Raw genomic sequence first — 18,676 nt, 5'->3', positions numbered from 1 at the left:
AGCCGCGTCACGCGGGCCGACCGCGTCGCCCGGCTCAGCCGCGCCGTCCCGTCCGGGTTCATCAGCCGGAACCCCGTCCCGCGCCAAAGCCGCCTGCCCCAGCGAGTCAGCCGCATCGCCCTGACCGGCCACGGCAGCCCTGTCGCTCTCAGAGCTCGAAGCCACGGCGCCGATCCGACCGGCCGGACCGCCCCGATCCACCGCGTCCATGGCTCGCCTCGGATCAGCGCCATCAGCATCGTCCACCGGGCCGGCCTCATCGCCCGGGCCACCGTCGCGCACCGACACCACCTGGCCCACCCGATCAACCGTGTCGACCGCCTCGAACGAACCCGCCCCACCAACGACATCGGCCGAATCAGCCGAGACGTCCCCACCGGCCGGGCCGCCACGGCTGTCGACAGCCGGACCGCCGTCGTACGCCGAAGTCACCTCACCGGCCCGGCCCGCGGGACCCTCCGGGTCACCCCATCCGGCCGGAGCGCCGCAGGCACCGGCACCCTCAGGCCCCGAAATCAAGGAAGACCGTCTCCCCCTCGCCCTGGAGGCGGATGTCGAAGCGGTAGGTGTGGTCGTCCTCGCGGGTGGTGAGGAGGGTGGGGCGGCGGGGGGCGGGGACGGCGGCGAGGAGCGGGTCGTGGGGGGCGGGGTCGAGGTAGGCGCGGGTGAAGAGGTGGTGGAGGAGGCCGCGGGCGAAGACGCAGATCGAGAGGTAGGGGCGCTGGGGCGGGGGCGGGAGGGTGCGGACCTCCCAGTGGCCGGCGGCGTCGGTGGCCACGCGGGCGAAGCCGGTGAAGTCGGTGGTGCCGCGGCCGGCGAAGCCGCCGGTGACGGGGTCGCGCCGGAGGGATCCGGGGCGGCCGGTGAGCGAGCCGTCGGGGTGGGCCTGCCAGGTCTCCAGCAGGGCGTCGGGGACGGGCCGGCCGGCGCCGTCGTACACCAGGCCGTGCAGGGTGATCGCGTCGGGGCGGTGGGCGCCGGCGATCTCGCCGCCGCCGGGGAAGGGCAGCGCGTAGCCGTAGAAGGGGCCGACGGTCTGGGAGGGGGTGGGCAGCGGCATCAGCGGGGGTCCTCGGGGTCGGGCGGGGTGGCGGCGGGGCCGTCGAGGACGATGTCCCAGCGGTAGCCGAGCGCCCACTCGGGCGTGGACAGGTCGTGGTCGTAGGCCGCCACCAGCCGGGAGCGCGCGGCGGGGTCGGTGACGGACTGCAGGATCGGGTCGTAGGGGAAGAGCGGGTCGCCGGGGAAGTACATCTGCGTCACCAGGCGCTGGGCGAAGGCGGTGCCGAAGAGGGAGAAGTGGATGTGCGCAGGGCGCCAGGCGTTGGTGTGGTTGCGCCAGGGATACGCGCCGGGGCGGACGGTGGTGAAGCGGTAGCGGCCCTCTGCGTCGGTCAGGCAGCGGCCGACGCCGGTGAAGTGCGGGTCCAGCGGGGCCGGGTGTCGGTCGCGCCGGTGGGCGTAGCGGCCGGCCGCGTTGGCCTGCCAGATCTCCACGAGCTGGCCGGTCACCGGGCGCCCGGCCCGGTCGAGCACCTGCCCGGTGACGGTGATCCGCTCGCCGATGGGTTCGCCGAGGTGCTGGGCGGTCAGGTCGGCGTCGAGGTCGGTGACATCGGTGACGCCGAACACCGGGCCGCCGCGCTCGACCGCCTCCGGATCGCCGCCGGCGGCGACCAGCGGCTGCCTCGGGTGGCGCAGGGCGCTGCTCCGGTACGGCGCGAAGGCGCGCGGCGGGTGCCCGGCGGCAGCTTCTTCCGGATCGGCGGCGGCCCGGTGCGCGGCCGCGATCTCGGCGCTGATCCGCGCCTGCGTGGGCTCCTCGGGCTCCACAGGGTCCGCGGGCGCAGGGGACGCCGGGCGGACGGGCGGGGCGGCGGTCACGGGGTCACCTCCCGGTCGGGGGCCCACGGGCCCGGACGGCAACTCGACACAGGGACGTCAGCAGCGGTCACCGGACCACCTCCCGCTCGGGTGCCCACCGGCCCGGACGGCCCAGGCATCGATGCAGCCGCCGAACAGCACGGCCGACTCGATCGAGGGCCCACGGGACCGGACGGCAGGACGGCGACGGGGCGCCGGCGACGGTCATACGACCACCTCCCGCTGGGGTGCCCGCGGGTCGGGGCGACCTGTCGACAAAGGCGCGCCGGTGGCCCGTACGACCTCCTCCGGCTGGACGCCGGGGGCGGTCTCGATCAGGAGGAGGCCGGCGGGAGTCACGTCGATCACGGCGAGGTCGGTGATGACCCGGTGGACGCAGGCGTGGCCGGTCAGCGGCAGGGTGCAGTGGTCGACGAGCTTGGGCGAGCCGTCCTTGGCCAGGTGTTCCATGAGGACGATCACCCGGCGGGCGCCGTGGACCAGGTCCATCGCGCCGCCCATGCCCTTGATCATCCGGCCGGGGACGGACCAGTTGGCGAGATCGCCGCGGGCGGAGACCTGGAGGGCACCGAGCACGGCGGTGTCGACGTGGCCGCCGCGGATCATCCCGAAGGACAGCGCCGAGTCGAAGCAGGCGGCGCCGGGCAGCAGGGTGACGGTCTCCTTGCCCGCGTTGATCAGGTCGGGGTCGACCCGGTCGGGCGCGGGGTAGGGGCCGACACCCAGCAGCCCGTTCTCGGAGTGCACCACCACGTCCACGCCCGGCGGCAGCAGGCCGGGGATGAGCGTGGGCAGGCCGATGCCGAGGTTGACGCAGGAGCCGTCGGTCAGTTCGGCGGCGGCGCGGGCAGCCATGTCCTGGCGGGTCCAGGCCATCAGCCGCGCGCTCCCGAAGCGGCGGAAACCGCGGGCGGTTCGGTGACCGTACGCCGCTCCACGCCCTTGGCCGCGGCCTGTTCGGGCGTGAGGGCGACGACGCGCTGCACGAAGACGCCGGGCAGGTGCACCTCGTCGGGGTCGAGCTCGCCCGGTTCGACGAGCTGTTCGACCTCGGCCACGGTGATCCGGCCGGCCATCGCCGCCAACGGGTTGAAGTTGCGTGCGGCCCGGGCGAAGACGAGGTTGCCGTGCCGGTCGCCGCGGGCGGCGCGGACCAGGGCGAAGTCGGTGGTGATGGCGTGCTCCAGGACGTGGTCGCGGCCGGCGAAGGCGCGGACCTCCTTGGGCGGGGAGGCCACGGCGACCGCGCCGCCGGGGCCGTACCGCCAGGGCAGCCCGCCGTCGGCGACCAGGGTGCCGACGCCGGCGGGGGTGTAGAAGGCGGGGATGCCGCAGCCGCCGGCCCGCAGCCGCTCGGCGAGCGTGCCCTGCGGGATCAGCTCGACCTCCAGTTCGCCGGACAGGTACTGGCGGGCGAACTCCTTGTTGTCCCCGACGTAGGAGCCGGTGACGCGGGCGATCCGGCCCGCGGCCAGCAGCACGCCGAGGCCGGCGCCGTCGACTCCGCAGTTGTTGGAGACCACGTGCAGGTCGCGGGCGCCGCCGTCGTGCAGCGCGGCGATCAGGGTGGCCGGCACGCCGCTGAGGCCGAAGCCGCCGACCGCCACCGACGCCCCGTGGGGCAGGTCGGCGAGCGCCTCGGCAGCACCGGCGGTCACTTTGTCCACGTCACTTCGCCCATGACTCGTCCTTGTCCGCGACGGCTCCGTCCGAGGCGGCGATCTTGTCCGCGATGGCGATCGCGGTCTCCTCCTCGGGGACCACGAACACCGGGTCGCCGTGGGCGAGTCCGACCTTCTCCCGGTACATGCGCGAGCGCAGCAGCGTGTCGCCGACCCGTACGTGGTAGTCCCAGCAGTCGCCGTGGTAGATGCTGAACTCCACGGTGCCCTTCCAGCCGCGCCCGGAGGAGTCCTTGCGCGACAGCCGCAGGCTCTCGGGCCGGATGAAGACGTTGACCCGGCTGCCGACCGGGGCCGCGGCGGGGGTGAGGCAGCGCAGCCGGCCGTGGGCGAGGGAGATCTCCGCCATGTCCTGGCCGCCTTCCTGGACGGTGCCCGGCAGGCTGTTGGAGATGCCCATGAAGCGGGCGGTGAACTCCTCGCGCGGGCAGCGGTAGATGTCCTGGGCCTGGCCGCGTTCGACGATCCGCCCGTGGTCCATGACCACGACCTCGTCGGAGACGGCCAGCGCCTCGTCCTGGTCGTGGGTGACGAAGACGGTGGTGATGCCGAGCCGCTGCTGCACCGAGCGGATCTCGTCGCGGACCCGGTCGCGCAGCCCGGCGTCGAGGTTGCTCAGCGGTTCGTCGAGCAGCAGCACCTCCGGCTCGCGGGTCAGGGCGCGGGCCAGCGAGACGCGCTGCTGCTGGCCGCCGGACAGGGCGGGCGCCGGGCGGTCGGCGAACTCGGCCAGGCCCACCATCTCCAGCGCCTCCATGGCGCGGCGCCGGGCCTCGGTGCGGCCCATCCGCTTCTGCCCGGACTGGAGCGGGAACATCACGTTCTGCACGGCGGTCATGTGCGGCCACACGGCGTAGGACTGGAAGACCACGCCGATGGGCCGGTGGTGCACGCCGACGAAGACCCCTTCGGCGGGGGCGCACATCAGCCGGGAGCCGATGCGGATCTCACCTGCGTCGGGGCGTTCCAGGCCGGCGATCAGCCGCAGTGTGGTGGTCTTGCCGCAGCCGCTGGGGCCGAGCAGGGTGACCAGTTTTCCTTCCGGTATCTCCAGGTCGATGCCGTCGACGGCGTTGCGCGTGACGGTCCTTCCCGGGTAGCGCTTGGTCAGTCCGCGTACCTCGATCACGAGACTCTCCTTCGAGTGCTCATTACTGGCGGTTCAGCCCGAATCTCCTGGTGAGGAGGCGGACGATGGCGACGATCATGGCGAGGAAGACGACGATGACCACCCCGAGCGCAGCCACCACGGGGTAGCTGCCGTTGGACCACTGCTGGTAGATCGTCACGGACACCACCTGGGTGCCCTGGGTGTAGAGGAAGATCGCCGCGGAGATCTCCCGGAAGGCGACGATGACGGTGTAGAGGAAGGCGGCGGCCAGGGAGGGCACGAGCAGCGGCACGTAGATGCGCCAGAAGGTGCGCGGCCAGGACGCGCCGCTGGCCGCGGCGGCCTCCTCCAGTTCGTCCTTGATCTGGGCCATGCCGGGCACGATGTAGCGCAGGCCGTACGGCAGGCCGATGGTCACGAAGGCGATGACCAGGATGGTGAGGGTGCCGTACAGGTGCACCGGCAGCGGCATGCTCAGGTACCAGTAGAGGATGCCGACGCCCATCACGACGCTGGGCACCGCGAGCGGGATGGTGGCCAGGCCGTCGAGCAGGCCGCGGCCGCGTGCCTTGGTCTTGACGGTGATGTAGGCGACCAGGGAGCTGAGCACGGTGACGACCGCACCGGCCAGCACCGCGGTGATCAGGCTGTTGCGGACGGAGTCGACCAGGCCCGGGGTGTGCCAGATCTCCCGGTAGTTGGACAGCGTCAGGTGGTGCAGCGCGGACCACGACGGCGGCTCGTAGCCGGGCAGCAGCGAGGACCACACCAGCATCAGCAGCGGCAGGGCGACGGCGACCACGAAGAACAGGACGAAGGCGGCCAGGCCCAGCCAGCGCCAGCGGCCCAGTTCGGTGACGGTGGGCCGGTAGCCCTTGCCGGAGATGGTCTGCACGCCGGCGCCGGGGCCGCTGAGCCGGCGCGAGAGCCACAGCCCGAGGGTGGCGACGACCAGGATGAACACGCCGATGACGCCGACGGTGCCGTAGTCGGTGGGGAACGCCTGCAAGGCGTTGTAGATCCGGCTGACGAAGACGAAGGTACGGCCGGGCACGCCGATGAGCTGCGGCACCTCGAAGGTGGAGATGGTCTGGACGAACATCAGCAGCACTGCGGAGAGCACGGCGGGGCGGATCAGCCGGGCGGTGATGGTACGGAAGACCCGCAGCGGCGGCGCCCCCGAGGCCAGCGCGGCCTCCTCCAGGGAGGAGTCCATCTGGCTGAAGGCGGCGGTGCCCATCAGGAAGGCGACCGGGGTGACGTGCATGGACTGCACCAGGACCATGCCGGCCAGCGAGTAGATGTCGAAGGCGGGCAGGTGCACGTCGCGCAGCAGCACGTTGAGCGCGCCGGTGTGCGGGGCGAACAGCAGCGCCCAGGCGACGGTGTTGAGGATGCCCGGGATGATCAGCGGCACCAGGGCGGCGACCTGGGCGAAGAACTTGGCGGGGGTGTCGGTGCGGGCGACCAGGTACGCCAGTCCGAAGCCGATCACGGTGCTGATGACGGCGGTGGCCGCCGCGTAGCCGAAGGAGTTGCCGACCAGCGTCCAGAAGTCCGCGGTGCCCAGGGTCTCGGTGTAGTGGCGGAAGGTCCAGTGCACCGGGCCGGTGCTGAGGAACTGCGACTGGAGGCTGGCCACGCCCATGGTGGCGGCCGGGACGATCGCGAGGTAGGCGACGACCAGGGCGACGACGGCGAGCAGCAGGTTGCGGGGGTCGCGGAACCAGCCGCGCAGGCCTTGGGTGGAGCGGGCGGGGCGTCGGGGGTCGGCGAGGGCGGGTGGTGGCGCTGGGCGGGACCGGCTGATCAGGCTCATGCGGTGGCCGTTCTCGGGTCGGGTGGGTGGGAGCCGGGGATGCGGACGGGTGCGGGGCGGCCCGCGGGCGGCGCCGGCCGGGGCGCGGGACGCGTCAGATCGCGTGCAGCGCCTTCTGGTATTCCTGGAGGTACCGGTCGTAGGTGTCGGCGGTGATCACCGGCATCGACCAGGCGGGCTTCCACTTCGCCGGGTTCCAGACGCTGGGATCGTTGGCCGCGGCGGGGCTCAGCGAGGTGTGGTTGGTGATCTTCACGACGCTGTCCTGGCCCTGTGGGGACATGATCCAGTCCATGAAGAGCTTGGCCGCGGACGGGTGCGGGGCGTTCCTGGCGATCTCGGCCAGGGCGGCGGCGGCCGGCTGCGGGTCGGTGTTGGCGAAGGCCATCCGGCCGGGGGTCTTCCGGGCCAGGGAGGCGGCCTTGTAGGCGTAGGCGTTGACCGACGCCAGCGGTTCACCGGACTGCACCTCGGTCAGCGACTGCGTGTGGCTCTCCACCAGCCGGGGCGAGTTGTCGCCGAGTTCCTTGACCAGTTGCAGTGCCTTGGTGTGGCCCATCGAGGAGATCAGGCTCTCGTACCAATTGATGGCCGAGGGGTCGATGGAGAACCGGCCCTTCCACTGCGGCTCGGTGAGGTCCTCGATGCTGGTGGGCGGCTGCAGGTGCTGGGCCTTGACGCCGTCCGGGTTGTAGGCGATGGCGCTGGTGAGGACGTAGACGGCGTTGCCGAATCCGTCGGGGAGGTTGCGCAGTTGGGCCGGCAGCGGGGGCGCCGCGGGCACCCGGTACGGTGCCAGGGTGCCGACCTTGATCAGTTGGTAGACCGGTTCGCAGTCGGCGGAGATGACGTCGGCGTTGTACTTGCGGCCGCGCTGTTCGGTGACCAGGCGGGAGGGCAGTTTGTCGGCGCTGAGCCGCAGCGCGTCGACCTTGATGCCGGGGTACGCCTTCTGGAAGGCGGAGATCATGTCGTTGACGTCGGAGTCGGCGAAGGTGGTGTACCACACCACCTTGCCCTCGGCCTGGGCCTGCGGGAGCAGCGCCTGGGGGGTGCGGGCCGGCTCGACCGCGCCGATGGAGCCGAGTCCCGCGCTGCCACAGGCGGTGAGCGTCCAGGGCAGCAGCAGGGCCGCGCCGACGAGGGCCGCGGAGCGCGCTCGACGGCCCGCTCGGCTGTGTCTGACTTCGTGCATGCGGTCATCCTCCGGTTGAGGGCCCGGAAAAGCGCTGGCCAGCAGCCACTTTCGCGGGTGGCCCGCTCGAAAACAGTGACATTGTGGGCTGTCGGTATGACCATTGCAATAGATAGAACATAATTGGGGGAACGCGCTCGCCGTCACGGGACGTGACAGCACGGCCGCGGCGCGGGGAGGCGGGCCGCCGGCAGCGGGGCAGTGGCCTGCGCCACAGCCGTCCGGAACAGGCCTATTGGTCATACCCTAGGGCGGTACACTGGGAGGCTCAACGACCAGAAAGGGAAACCCCCGTGCCGCCTCGCCGTACCGCAAGGACCACGGACGGTCAGTCGGGTGGACTGCTCAGCCCGGTGACCGACCGGCGCATCTCCGCGCTCATCGTCGACCAGGTCCGCTCGCTGATCCATGAGGGCAAGCTGACGCCCGGTGACCGGCTGCCGCCCGAACGCGAGATGTGCGAACGCTTCGGGGTCAGCCGGGTGACCGTGCGCGAGGCCCTGCGCGTGCTGGAGGCCAGTGGCCTGGTCGAGATCCGGGTGGGCGCGCACGGCGGCGCCTTCGTCACCAAGCCGACCAGCGACCGGGTGGGCGCGAGCCTCACCGACCTGCTGACCCTGTCATCGGTGACCGCGGCCGATGTCACCGAGGTCCGGCTGGTGCTGGAGGTCGGCATCATCCCGCTGCTGTGCGAGCACGCCGACGAGACCGACCTGGCGGCGCTCGAGGACATCTGCGACCGGCAGGAAGCAGCGCTGGCCACCGGGCAGTACGACGTGGCGCTGTCCGCGGAGTTCCACACCCGGCTGGCGGCGAGCACCCACAACACCGCCTTCGAGATGCTGATCCACTCCTTCCACGGGCCGCTGCTGATGTCGCTGGCGACCGCGCAGAAGACCGCTCCGGAGATGGGGCAGCGGGGCGTGCGGGAGCACCGCGAGCTGATCGCCGCGGTGCGGTCCGGGGACAGCGAGACCGGCCAGCGGATCATGCGCGAGCACCTGAGCCGCACGGCCGACCGGCTGTGCCTGGACGAACCCGCCGCCCGGCGCACCTCGCGCGGCCGGGCGCCGGCGGGCGCGTAGCACCTGCCGGGCACATCCTGCCGCCTCAACTGCCCATCTGTTGCTGGGCAGTTGAGGCAGGCGAACGGTGAGGCGGCCGAACGGGCGCTCAGTCCGCGCGGCCCGGCTGCTCGTTCGCACGAGCGGCGAACAGGCAGGTGTGGAAGGCCCGCCACACCACCTCCGCCTCGGGCAGGCCGGCCACGCGGTAGCCGTCCAGGTGGTCCCGGACGGTGGGCAGCGGCCGGTCGTGGTGGTGACCGGTGGCCGCCGGGCGCGGTGGTACGAAACGGCGCCGCGCCGCGCGCAGCCGGCGGTCCCAGACCTCGTCCAGTCCGACGTGGTCGAGGTTGACCAGCCAGCCGCCGGGGGCCAGCAGTCCGGCGGCCTCGCGGTAGAAGCCGTGCAGTTCCGCGCGGTCCAGGTGGTGGGTGGCCCGGGAGGTGGCGACCAGGTCGGCGCCGTCGGGCACGCCGGCCGCGCGCAGCGCCGTCATGTCGCCGGCCAGGAACTCCACCCGGTCGCCGAACCGGGCCAGTTCGGTCCTGGCCCGCTCCCCCATCGCCGGCGAGGCGTCCAGCCAGACCCCGTGCGCCTGCGGAAAGGCGTCAAGCAGCACCGACAGGAACGCGCCGGCGCCGGCCGCCACGTCCACCACCAGCCGCGGGGCGGGCGTCTCCTCGGCCACCACGGCCGCCGCGATCCGCCGCGGCAGCGCCAGCAGGTCCTGGGGCCCCTGCGGGTCGGCGGCCAGCCAGGCCTGGGCGAACTGCGGGTCCGACCAGACCGCGGCCGACACCTTGCTCGCCTCGCCCATCACCGGGCCGCGTCGTACTCGGGGGCGTTCTCCAGGTAGGTGACCTGGTCGTAGCCGAGCTGCTTGAAGATACGGTTCTGCCCGGAGATGAGGGTCACCGGCTCGCCGTCGGCGGCGAAGTGCTGGGCGACGGTGTTGTGCGGGACGTAGATCGTGTCGCCGGCCTTGAACTCGTGCCGGGTCGGCTCCTTGGCGATCCGGGCGTAGTACTTCTCGGCGATCTCCGCCTCGACCTCCCAGTGCAGGCTGTAGCCGGCGCCGGAACGTACGTAGAGCACCTCGTCGGCCATCTGCCAGCGCTTGCCGGACCGGCTGCCGGCCGGGACCTCCAGGACGAAGGCGTCCACGCTGAAGGTGCGGACGTCGTCGCCGATGGCGGACAGCGTGCGGACCCGGCCGAGCGGGGTGGTCTCCCACTTGGTGTCGGCGGACTTGACGACCTTGCGCTTGTCCGCGACACCCGGGGTCCACACCTGCGACCAGTCCTCGCGCGGGCCGAAGCGGTCCTCGTCGGCGACCGGGCCGCTGCGGCCCTGCTGGATCAGGCCGAGGTACATCCACAGGGACTTGGCCTTGAATATCAGGCAGCGGGCGGTCTCGTCGTAGGGGTTGAAGTGCCGGTGCACGGAGTCGGTGTGCACGATGACCAGGTCGTCCTTGGCCCAGTCGTAGCGCTGGTCGTCGTGGATCTCGTAGCCGGCGCCGTCCAGGATGTAGAAGGCGGCCTCGTTCTGGTGGCCGTGGCCGTGGTTGGAGGAGTGCGGGGGCAGCTCCACGAAGTGCACCTGGAGGCTCTGGGTGAGGAAGGGGTCGTCGCCGGGGCCGATCCGCCACCATGTGCGGGACTGCTCGGAGTCGCCCGAGTGGCCGACCTTCGCGTCGTCCACCACCACCGAGTCGTCACGCACCCGGGGTGCTTCGAGCTGCCGGCGGCGGAACTCCTTCAGCCCGTAGGTCTCCGAGGTGATGCCCCGGAGGAAGACCCGGCCCTTCTTGTCGCTCATACGGCTCTCCTCTTGCTGTCGGCCTCGCCCTTCAGGCCCCTTAATGGCCTAACCGTTATATCAACGGACCTCAAGGAGCGTCAACGAATCGGAGGGCTATGGCATAATGGTATGACAATCAGAGCTGCGCCCGGGCGGAGCCGGGACGGAGAGGAGCTGCGGTGAGCCGCAACGGGACCCTGATCGTCGGCGCCAGCCAGGCCGGCCTCCAGACGGCCGTCTCCCTGCGCCAGTGGGGGGACGCGGGGCCGATCACGCTGGTCGGCGCGGAATCGCTGCCGCCGTATCAGCGGCCGCCGCTGTCCAAGGAGTTCCTGGCCGGTTCCGCGGGACCGGCCGATCTCGCGCTGCGCACACCAGCCTTCTACGCCGAGGCCGGCATCGAGTTGGTGTGCGGGGAGCGGGTGACCGACGTGGAGCTGTCCGGCCCGTCGCCCGGCGCGGGCGTCGCCGTCACCGCGAGCGGGCGCCGGCTGGCCTTCGACCGGCTCGCGCTCACCACCGGCGCCCGGCCCCGGCGACTGGCCCTCCCGGGCGCCGACTTGGACGGCGTGTGCACCCTGCGCGATCACGACGACGCCGCCGACCTGCGGCAGCGGCTGGCGACGGCCGACCACGTGGTGGTGGTCGGCGGCGGCTTCGTCGGCCTGGAGGCCGCCGCGGCGGCCCGCGCGCTGGGCCGGCCCTCGGTGACCGTGGTCGAGGCGGCCGGCCGGCTGATGGGCCGGGCGGTGGCGCCGGTGGTCTCGGAGTTCTACCGGGCCGCCCACGAGCGGCGCGGCACCCCGGTGCGGCTGTCGGCGGCGGTCGCGGCCTTCGAGGGCGACCCGCGCGGCCGGCTGACCGGAGTCCTGCTGGCCGACGGCACCCGGTTGCCGGCCGACCTGGCGCTGGTCGGCGTCGGCGCCGCGCCGCGCACCGAACTGGCCGAGCGGCTGGGGCTGGCCTGCGACGGCGGCATCGTGGTCGACGCCCACGCGCGCACCAGCGATCCCGCGGTGGTGGCGGCCGGCGACTGCACTGTACGGCCCGACCCGCTGACCGGCCTCGGCCGGCTGCGGCTGGAGTCGGTGCAGAACGCGGTGGCCCAGGCACAGACCGCCGCCGCGACCCTGCTCGGCCGGCCCGTGCCGCCGCCCGCTGTGCCGTGGTTCTGGTCGCACCAGGGCGACCTGACGCTCCAGACGGCGGGGCTGTCCGCCGGTCACGACGGCTACGTGGTGCGCGGCGATCCGGCCGCGGAGTCCTTCTCGGTCCTCTACTACCGCGACGGCCGCCTGCTCGCGGCCGACGCCGTCAACCGCCCGGCCGACTACATGGCGGTGCGCCGCGCCCTGACCGACGGCGTCACCATCGACCCCGACCTCGCCCGCGACACCTCGACGACCCTGAAGTCCCTCGTCACCGCCCGCCGGGACCCGGCGACGGCGTCCACCACGGCCTGAGCGGTCCGGCCCGGCCGGGGGCGGGCCGTCCGGACGTGCGACGGCCGCCCTCCCCGGGGTGCCGCAGGAGCACCGCGGAGGGGGCGGGCCGCCGGCGGATCAGGGCGCCGCGGGACCGCGAGCCGCGACCCCGGGTTCTGCCGTGACGGACCCGCCCTGCCGGCCCCCGCGGCCGGTACGGCGAGGCTCTGCGCCGGTCGCTCCACCGCGACGGCCCCCGCCGTACCGAATCACCGGCTTCCGTACACGGCTCGCGGAGACCGTCGGGTGTACCGCTGCGTTGCGTGGACGCGCCCTCGCCCGGAGCGCCGTGCGGGCACTCCGGGCGAGGGCGGCCGGGTCAGCGGGCCGCGGCCCCGGGGCCGGCCGGGAGCGGGTCCGCGGCGAAGACCAGGGACTTGATGGTGACCGGGACGGTGTTCGAGGGGTGCCGGAGCCGGCCCAGGTCGACATAGTCGAAGTCGCGCAGGGTCAGCCCGTCGGCGACGAACAGGTCGACGGTGACGCCGAGTTCCTCGCGCAGCAGCCGGCCCAGGGTCATCGCCACGTCGCCGTCGAGGACGACGTACAGCGCGTGGCCGAAGGCGGTGCGCGTCGCGAGGCCGTCCCGGACCGCGCGGGCGAACGCGACGAGCCGGTCGTAGCGCGGCAGGCCCTGCCAGTGCAGGGCGAGCACCACGTCGGCCGGGCTGGTGTCGGCGTCCAGATCGGTCAGCCGGCGGCGGATCGCCGCGGCCAGCGCGTCGGCGTCGATGCGGTCGCCGAGTGCGTAGTCGGGCCGGACGACCTGCAGATTGCGCCGCGGCAGCAGCCGGTCCGGGGCGGTGACGCAGCCGGTGTTGCCGCTGAGCTGCACGCTGTACTCGCTGGCGCCGAGCGCCGTCGCGCGGATGCACTCGCCGGCCGGCAGCAGCGGGAAGGGCAGCGCGCCCGCGTCGAGCCGGCGGCGCAGCGCGCGCCCGAGGGCCCGGCCGAGGTCGCCGAAGTCGCGCGGCTCGCGGTCGTAGACGTATTCCGCGACGCCGCCGGAGAAGACCGCGCCGCTCACGCCGTCCAGCGGCCCGATCGGCTCGGTGAGCCACAGTTCGTCCGCGCTGCCGCCGCCGGACGGGTGGGCGAGGGCGGCCAGCAGCGCGTCGGCCATGGCCGAGCCGAGCCGCTCCACCTCGGGCGGGCCGATCCGCTCGCCGAGCCGCGGGGCCAGGCCGGCCCGGGCGGCCTGCCGCTCACCACCCGGTTCCAGCCGGGTCAGCCGGCCGCGCGGGTCGTACGCCAGCAGCCGGCCGCCGATGTGCAGGGCGGCGGTGCGGACGATCCGGCCGCGGTCGACCACGGCCAGCTTGGTGGTGCCGCCGCCGATGTCGACGGTCAGCAGCCGGGCGCCGGTGTCGTGGGAGGTACGGGCCGCGCCGGAGCCGTACGCGGCCAGCATCGCCTCCATGTGGTGGCCGGCGGTGGCGGTGACCAGCTCGCCGCCCCGCTCGGCCAGCACCCGGGCGATGGCCTCGGCGTTGCCGCGGCGCAGCGCCTCCCCGGTGAGGATGACCACGCCGGCGTCCACGCCCGCCGGGTCGACGCCGGCCGCCTGGTAGGCGCGGTCCACGATGACGCCCAGCGCCTCCGCGTCGATCCGGTCGGCCCCCGCGTACGGGGTCAGCGCGACCGGCGAGCGGTAGACGTTCTCCCGGCGCACCACCACGTAACGGCTGGTCAGCTCCTCGCCCATGCGGCGCAGGTGCAGCCGGGAGAAGACCACCTGGGTACCGGAGGAGCCGATGTCCATCCCGACGCTGTGCAGCAGCACGTTGTCCTGCCGCCAGATCGGGTTGTCCTCCAGCGGGCCCGGGGCGTCGTCGTGGTCGTGCTCGTGGTCCGGCCGGTACGCGCAGTGGTTCGTCACCGGTCCGCCCCCGCCGTGGCTCGCGTGGCCGTGTGTGTGGTCGCTGTGCACGGCCGGCCGTTACGGCTTGGGCGGCAGGGTGGCGAGCTCGGCCTCGTAGGCCGCGTCCATCTCCGGCTCCATGCCCTGCTCGGCCAGCGCCTTGCGGAAGGTGTCGCGCACCACGGGCGACTCGTCCGCGTAGTCGATCTGGTCGCCGCCGATGCGCCGGCTGATCCATGCCTTGGGCACGCCCTGGGCGTTGCGCAGGGAGACCGCCTCGTGCTTGAAGGCCAGGTAGCGGCCGGGCTCGGCACCGGTGTTGAAGTGCTGGTGGAACCACATGTTGGGCGGCACTATCAGCGTGCCCGGACCCCAGTCGTACCGCTTGGGCTCCTCGCCCTCGGGCCACATCATGCTGTAGCCGGTGCCGGACAGGATGATCACGTGGGCGCCCGGGCCGTGCCGGTGGCCCTTCTTGTAGGTGCGGGTGGGGAACTGGGAGATGTGGCTGTTCATCGAGCCGCGGGCCATGGCGAACCGGATGTGGCCGCCGCCGGCCCCGCGCTCCTTGGCCTCGATCAGCGGCAGGTTGACCGCGTCGGCCACGAAGTTGGTGTCCAGCAGCAGGCCCTTCTGCTCGCCGCCGGGCGCGAAGTAGTCGGGTTCGCCGTTGAAGCGCTCGGGGAAGTCGCGCGAGGTGCCGAAGACGAAGTCGACGTCGTCGTAGAGGTTGAGCACCGGCGGCAGGTTGGTGGAGGCCACGAAGCGCGCGGCGGTCGTGCCCGAGCCGTTGAAGTGCTGGTAGTGGGCGTTGAGCGGGATGGCGAAGAGCGAACCGGGGCCCCACTCGAAGCCGACCTCGGCGCCGGCGTCGTTCCACACCCGGGTGGAGCCGTGGCCGTCCAGGATCAGGATCATCTCCTCAAACAGCTGCCGCTGCGGGGCCAGCGCGCCGCCGGCCGGGATCTCGCACACGTAGCAGTCGTTGGAGGTGCGGCTGGCCTCGTGGTTGATGAACACCCCGCGCCCGCCGCGCCGTTCCCAGGGCCGCAGCTCCACCGTGCGCAGGTCCGGCACGTAGTGGGCGGCGATGATGTCCAGCCCCTCGGCAGCCACCCAGCGGGTGTACGGCGAGTCCTTCTCGGTGGCGAACTTCGCCGCGAAGGAGTCGTTGACGATGGCGTCACTGGACATGGGCGCGACCTTCCTGCACGGCACTATTGGTAGGACCTTAAGGCCAAGGATTTTGGCCTGTCAACGGCCTGCGGGCACGCCGCCCGCACGACCCCTCGACGGAACCGGGCGACGCCGTGGCCGGGATCGGACGCTTGTGCCGCCGCCAGGCTCCTGGTCTAATGGACATACCAACGGACGTCGGTCCGCGGGGCGCGTCCGAACCGCCCGGGGACGCGACCAACCGCGAAAGGGCTGAGGGACCTTGGCCAAAGTGATCTACATCGGCAGCGCCGGCGAGGAGTACGCCGTCGAGGCATCGGTCGGCGACACCGTGATGGCCGCAGCGGTCCGCAACGGGGTCCCCGGCATCGTGGCGGAGTGCGGCGGCAACTGTTCCTGCGCGACCTGCCACGTGTACGTGGGCGAGGAGTTCGCCCGGGCGGTGGGCCCCGCGCACGACATGGAGGACGACCTGCTGGACATGGCGGTCTCCGAGCGGCGCGCCACGAGCCGGCTGTCGTGCCAGATACGCATCACCGAGGAACTGGACGGCCTGACCGTCGAGATCCCGCCGGAGCAGCCCTGACCGCCTGCCCCGCCGGATGGTGGCGGGGCCGGTGACGGTCATCATGTGAAAGGGATACGGCCGTGCTTAGACGAGACATCAACGAGCTGCTGACCCAGACCGGCCCGGGGACCCCGATGGGGGAGTTGTTCCGGCAGTACTGGATCCCCGCGCTCCTGGCCGAGGAGCTGCCGGAGAACGACTCGCCGCCGGTCCGGGTGAAGCTGCTCTCCGAGCGCCTGGTCGCCTTCCGGGACAGCGAGGGCCGCTACGGCCTGGTCGACGAGTTCTGCGCGCACCGCGGCGCCTCGCTGTGGTTCGGGCGCAACGAGGGTTCCGGGCTGCGCTGCCCGTACCACGGCTGGAAGTACGACGTCACCGGCCAGTGCGTCGAGGTGCCCTCCGAGGCGGACAACAGCAGCTTCTGCCAGAACGTGCACCTGACCGCCTATCCGCTGGTCAAGGTGGGCGACGTGCTGTGGACGTACATGGGCGACGCGGCCGAGCAGCCGCCGCTGCCCGAGTTCGAGTTCGCGCAGGTGCCGGCGGAGCAGACGTACACCTCCAAGCGCTGGCAGCAGTGCAACTGGCTCCAGGCGTTCGAGGGCGGCATCGACTCCAGCCATGTGACGTTTCTGCACTCCGGGGGTCTGCGGACCGACCCGCTGTTCAAGGGCGCCAAGGGCAACGAGTACAACATGAAGGACACCAAGCCCTTCTTCGAGGTCGCCGACAGCGAGGGCGGGCTGTTCGTCGGGGCGCGCCGCAACGCCGAACCGGGCACGTACTACTGGCGGATCACACCGTGGGTGATGCCGTCCTTCACCATGGTGCCGCCGCGCGGCGACCACCCGGTGCACGGCCACTTCTGGGTGCCGATCGACGACGAGAACTGCTGGACGTACAGCTTCGACTACCACCCGGTGCGGGCACTGACCGACACCGAGCGGCAGGCGATGATCGACGGCCATGGCGTGCACAGCAAGAACATCCCCGGCACCTATCGGCCGGTGGCCAACATGGACAACGACTACCTGATCGACCGCGAGGCACAGCGCCGCGGCGACACGTACTCGGGCGTGGCCGGCATCGCCATGCAGGACGCCTCGTTGCAGGAGAGCATGGGCCCGATCGTGGACCGCACCAAGGAGCGGCTGGTGCCGGCCGACAGCGGGATCATCAAGGCCCGGCAGAAGCTGCGCAAGGCCGCGATCGCGCTGCGCGACGAGGGGGTGCGCCCGCCCGGCGTGGACCCGAAGCACCACCGGGTGCGCTCGGCGGCGGTGGTGCTGCCGCAGGCCGAGTCGTTCCTGGACTCCTGCCGGGACGCGGTCACCGTGACCCCGGGCGTCGCCCAGTCGTCGGTGTGACATGGCGGTCGACGTGGCTGACGAGGCCGGCGACATGACGGCGCCCGTGACCTACCCGAGCCAGTCCGCGCGGGCGGCCTCGGCCGCCGAGGCACGATTCCGGATCACCCGGCCGATCGCCCCGGCCCGCAACGCCCGGGTGATCGCGCTGGACGAGGCCGCGGCCGCCGTCGCCCGGTCGGTGGCCGGCCGCTCCTGGGCGCACGCCCGCTTCTACACCTGCGGGCCGGTGCCGCCGGGCCGGCCGGAGGAGCTGGCCCTGTCCGCCGTGGGCGAGGCACCCGACGTGGCGCCGATCGCGCTGGCCGCCGCGCTGGAGGGCACCGACGTGGTGATGGTGCTGGCCAGCGAGGACTCCGGCGGGGCGCAGGCGGCGGCGATCGGCGGCGCCTGCTGGGCCCGCGCGGTCACCACCGCCGGGGTCGTGCTCGGCGACGGCTTCGAGGCGGACGAGGCGGTGGCGGCACTGCGTCCGTACGCGCGGGTGCTGCTGCTGTCGGCGGACGAGGGCGACGTGGTCGAACTCCTCACCGCACTGCGGGTGTAGCGCTCCCCCGGATCCCCGGGCCGCGCGGGTCCACGTCACCCCCGCGCGGCCCGGACGCACCTCCTCGATCCCCCGATCACCCCGGCCCCCCGTCACCACCGCCGCCCCGCCCGCTGGGGCCCAGACGCGAAGGCGAGATGTCCCACCCCATGTCCGACCCGTCAGATCAGTCCCGCCAGGCCGTTCCGTCCGGTCAGTCCCGCCGGCCCGGTCAGTCGCATCAGCCCGGTCAGGGCGTTCCGTCCGGTCAGAAGATCACCCCGCGGGCACTCCAGCGCATGAAGGAGGAGGGCCGCAAGATCGTCGGCGTGGTGGCCTGGGACTACCAGGTCGCGCGGATCGCGGACCGGGCCGGTGTGGAGCTGGTCTCGGTCGGCGACACCGTAGGCGTCAACCTCTGGGGGCACGCCAACCCGTTCGAGGTCACCATGGACGAGATGGTCCTGGTCGCCAAGGCGGTACGGCGCGGAGTGCGCCGCGCCCTGGTCAGCGTGGACTTCCCGTTCGGCCCGCTCCAGGAGGGCACCGCCGAGGCGCTGCGGGCCGCCGTCCGCTTCGTGAAGGAGGCGGGCGTCGACATGGTCAAGCTGGACGCCGCCGCCGAGCACCTGGACGCGGTGGCGGCCGTGGCCGCCGCGGGCATCCCCGTCTTCGCCCAGTTCGGCATCACCCCGCAGACCGCGCTGCGGTACGGCGTGGAGTACCGCGCGATCCCGTCGGCCGCCGACCAGGTGCCGGTGGAGATGAAGGACGCGATGGTGGCGGAGGCCAAGAAGCTGGAGGAGGCCGGCGCGGTGCTGCTGAACTTCACCAACTCCGGCCCGGTGGTGGGCGCCGCGGTCGCCGAAGCGGTGTCGGTCCCGGTCGTCGGCGGCTTCGGCGGCGGGCCCTGGCTGGACGGGCGGATGCGGATGGCGCACGCCGCGATCGGCTACGCCGCCTCCGCGCTGGACGACCCGCCGCAGACCTACGCCAACGTCGCCCGGATCACCTTGGACGCCCTCACCGCCTACGCCGGCGACGTCCGCGCCGCACGCCAGATCGCCGGCGGCGTCCCGGTCCCCCCGGACCGCTGATCGCGCGGCCCGGCCCTTCCCCCGGGCCGGGCCGCGTCC

17 protein-coding genes are annotated in these 18,676 nt (G+C 73.0%); 6 read left to right on the top strand and 11 right to left on the bottom strand.

The window, feature by feature from the left end; translation table 11 throughout:
- Positions 1-502 precede the first annotated feature (502 nt).
- From pcaG to ITX44_RS02225, 7 genes are all read right to left on the bottom strand, one after another.
- Complete coding sequence (pcaG, locus tag ITX44_RS02255; RefSeq protein ID WP_205355218.1) at positions 503-1,060, bottom strand: protocatechuate 3,4-dioxygenase subunit alpha; 558 nt, start codon at positions 1,058-1,060, stop codon at positions 503-505.
- Complete coding sequence (pcaH, locus tag ITX44_RS02250) at positions 1,060-1,833, bottom strand: protocatechuate 3,4-dioxygenase subunit beta (protein WP_205355411.1); 774 nt, start codon at positions 1,831-1,833, stop codon at positions 1,060-1,062. Before pcaH ends, pcaG begins: the two co-directional genes overlap by 1 nt.
- Before the next feature lie 255 nt (positions 1,834-2,088).
- Entirely contained in the window at positions 2,089-2,760 is a 672-nt protein-coding gene (locus ITX44_RS02245) for a 3-oxoacid CoA-transferase subunit B (RefSeq protein ID WP_205355217.1), read from the bottom strand.
- Positions 2,760-3,551, bottom strand: coding sequence for a CoA transferase subunit A (locus tag ITX44_RS02240; protein ID WP_205355216.1), 792 nt, complete (start codon positions 3,549-3,551; stop codon positions 2,760-2,762). Before ITX44_RS02240 ends, ITX44_RS02245 begins: the two co-directional genes overlap by 1 nt.
- A gap of 1 nt (position 3,552) precedes the next feature.
- Positions 3,553-4,695, bottom strand: coding sequence for an ABC transporter ATP-binding protein (locus ITX44_RS02235; RefSeq protein ID WP_205355215.1), 1,143 nt, complete (start codon positions 4,693-4,695; stop codon positions 3,553-3,555).
- A 22-nt stretch (positions 4,696-4,717) separates the two neighbouring features.
- Positions 4,718-6,496 carry an ABC transporter permease gene (locus ITX44_RS02230; protein WP_205355214.1) on the bottom strand — a complete coding sequence of 593 codons (1,779 nt, stop codon included), beginning with the start codon at positions 6,494-6,496 and terminating at the stop codon, positions 4,718-4,720.
- Between the two features lie 94 nt (positions 6,497-6,590).
- The gene (locus ITX44_RS02225) at positions 6,591-7,691 is read right to left on the bottom strand and encodes an ABC transporter substrate-binding protein (RefSeq protein WP_205355213.1); all 1,101 of its coding nucleotides are present in this window, start codon (positions 7,689-7,691) and stop codon (positions 6,591-6,593) included.
- 293 nt (positions 7,692-7,984) lie between these two features.
- On the opposite strand from ITX44_RS02225, the gene ITX44_RS02220 reads away from it, so the two are divergent.
- Complete coding sequence (locus ITX44_RS02220) at positions 7,985-8,776, top strand: FadR/GntR family transcriptional regulator (protein WP_205355212.1); 792 nt, start codon at positions 7,985-7,987, stop codon at positions 8,774-8,776.
- 88 nt (positions 8,777-8,864) lie between these two features.
- On the opposite strand, the gene ITX44_RS02215 is transcribed toward ITX44_RS02220, so the two are convergent.
- A complete protein-coding gene (locus tag ITX44_RS02215) occupies positions 8,865-9,572 on the bottom strand; it encodes a class I SAM-dependent methyltransferase (protein WP_205355211.1) in 708 nt (235 codons plus the stop codon).
- Complete coding sequence (locus tag ITX44_RS02210; RefSeq protein ID WP_205355210.1) at positions 9,572-10,576, bottom strand: cupin domain-containing protein; 1,005 nt, start codon at positions 10,574-10,576, stop codon at positions 9,572-9,574. Before ITX44_RS02210 ends, ITX44_RS02215 begins: the two co-directional genes overlap by 1 nt.
- 161 nt (positions 10,577-10,737) lie before the next feature.
- On the opposite strand from ITX44_RS02210, the gene ITX44_RS02205 reads away from it, so the two are divergent.
- Positions 10,738-12,021, top strand: coding sequence for an NAD(P)/FAD-dependent oxidoreductase (locus tag ITX44_RS02205; RefSeq protein WP_205355209.1), 1,284 nt, complete (start codon positions 10,738-10,740; stop codon positions 12,019-12,021).
- A 340-nt stretch (positions 12,022-12,361) separates the two neighbouring features.
- Here the strand turns inward: ITX44_RS02205 and ITX44_RS02200 are convergent, their stop codons facing one another.
- Positions 12,362-13,921, bottom strand: a complete 1,560-nt coding sequence (locus ITX44_RS02200) for an ethanolamine ammonia-lyase reactivating factor EutA (RefSeq protein ID WP_307795041.1) — start codon at positions 13,919-13,921, stop codon at positions 12,362-12,364.
- 60 nt (positions 13,922-13,981) lie between these two features.
- Positions 13,982-15,097 carry a cupin domain-containing protein gene (locus ITX44_RS02195; protein ID WP_205355207.1) on the bottom strand — a complete coding sequence of 372 codons (1,116 nt, stop codon included), beginning with the start codon at positions 15,095-15,097 and terminating at the stop codon, positions 13,982-13,984.
- A gap of 253 nt (positions 15,098-15,350) precedes the next feature.
- On the opposite strand from ITX44_RS02195, the gene ITX44_RS02190 reads away from it, so the two are divergent.
- The 4 genes from ITX44_RS02190 to ITX44_RS02175 all read left to right on the top strand — a co-directional run bounded on the left by ITX44_RS02190 (position 15,351) and on the right by ITX44_RS02175 (position 18,637).
- Positions 15,351-15,665, top strand: coding sequence for a 2Fe-2S iron-sulfur cluster-binding protein (locus tag ITX44_RS02190; RefSeq protein WP_307795066.1), 315 nt, complete (start codon positions 15,351-15,353; stop codon positions 15,663-15,665).
- 62 nt (positions 15,666-15,727) lie between these two features.
- Complete coding sequence (locus ITX44_RS02185) at positions 15,728-17,014, top strand: aromatic ring-hydroxylating dioxygenase subunit alpha (RefSeq protein ID WP_205355205.1); 1,287 nt, start codon at positions 15,728-15,730, stop codon at positions 17,012-17,014.
- Positions 17,015-17,027: 13 nt separating this feature from the next.
- A complete protein-coding gene (locus ITX44_RS02180; RefSeq protein ID WP_307795040.1) occupies positions 17,028-17,561 on the top strand; it encodes a 3-methyl-2-oxobutanoate hydroxymethyltransferase in 534 nt (177 codons plus the stop codon).
- 254 nt (positions 17,562-17,815) lie between these two features.
- Entirely contained in the window at positions 17,816-18,637 is an 822-nt protein-coding gene (locus ITX44_RS02175) for a 3-methyl-2-oxobutanoate hydroxymethyltransferase (protein WP_307795065.1), read from the top strand.
- Positions 18,638-18,676: the final 39 nt, after the last annotated feature.

Origin of the sequence: Actinacidiphila acididurans (assembly GCF_016918855.1) — a bacterium.
Classification (GTDB): Bacteria; Actinomycetota; Actinomycetes; order Streptomycetales; family Streptomycetaceae; genus Actinacidiphila; species Actinacidiphila acididurans.
This window is presented reverse-complemented; position numbering and strand designations above follow the sequence as displayed.

What these genes read in the sequence shown, in the direction of transcription:
- ITX44_RS02225 (WP_205355213.1), bottom strand. Translation starts at nt 7,691, where the DNA reads ATGCACGAAGTCAGACACAGCCGAGCGGGCCGTCGAGCGCGCTCCGCG.
- pcaG (WP_205355218.1), bottom strand. Translation starts at nt 1,060, where the DNA reads ATGCCGCTGCCCACCCCCTCCCAGACCGTCGGCCCCTTCTACGGCTAC.
- ITX44_RS02230 (WP_205355214.1), bottom strand. Translation starts at nt 6,496, where the DNA reads ATGAGCCTGATCAGCCGGTCCCGCCCAGCGCCACCACCCGCCCTCGCC.
- ITX44_RS02215 (WP_205355211.1), bottom strand. Translation starts at nt 9,572, where the DNA reads ATGGGCGAGGCGAGCAAGGTGTCGGCCGCGGTCTGGTCGGACCCGCAG.
- ITX44_RS02245 (WP_205355217.1), bottom strand. Translation starts at nt 2,760, where the DNA reads ATGGCCTGGACCCGCCAGGACATGGCTGCCCGCGCCGCCGCCGAACTG.
- ITX44_RS02210 (WP_205355210.1), bottom strand. Translation starts at nt 10,576, where the DNA reads ATGAGCGACAAGAAGGGCCGGGTCTTCCTCCGGGGCATCACCTCGGAG.
- ITX44_RS02195 (WP_205355207.1), bottom strand. Translation starts at nt 15,097, where the DNA reads ATGTCCAGTGACGCCATCGTCAACGACTCCTTCGCGGCGAAGTTCGCC.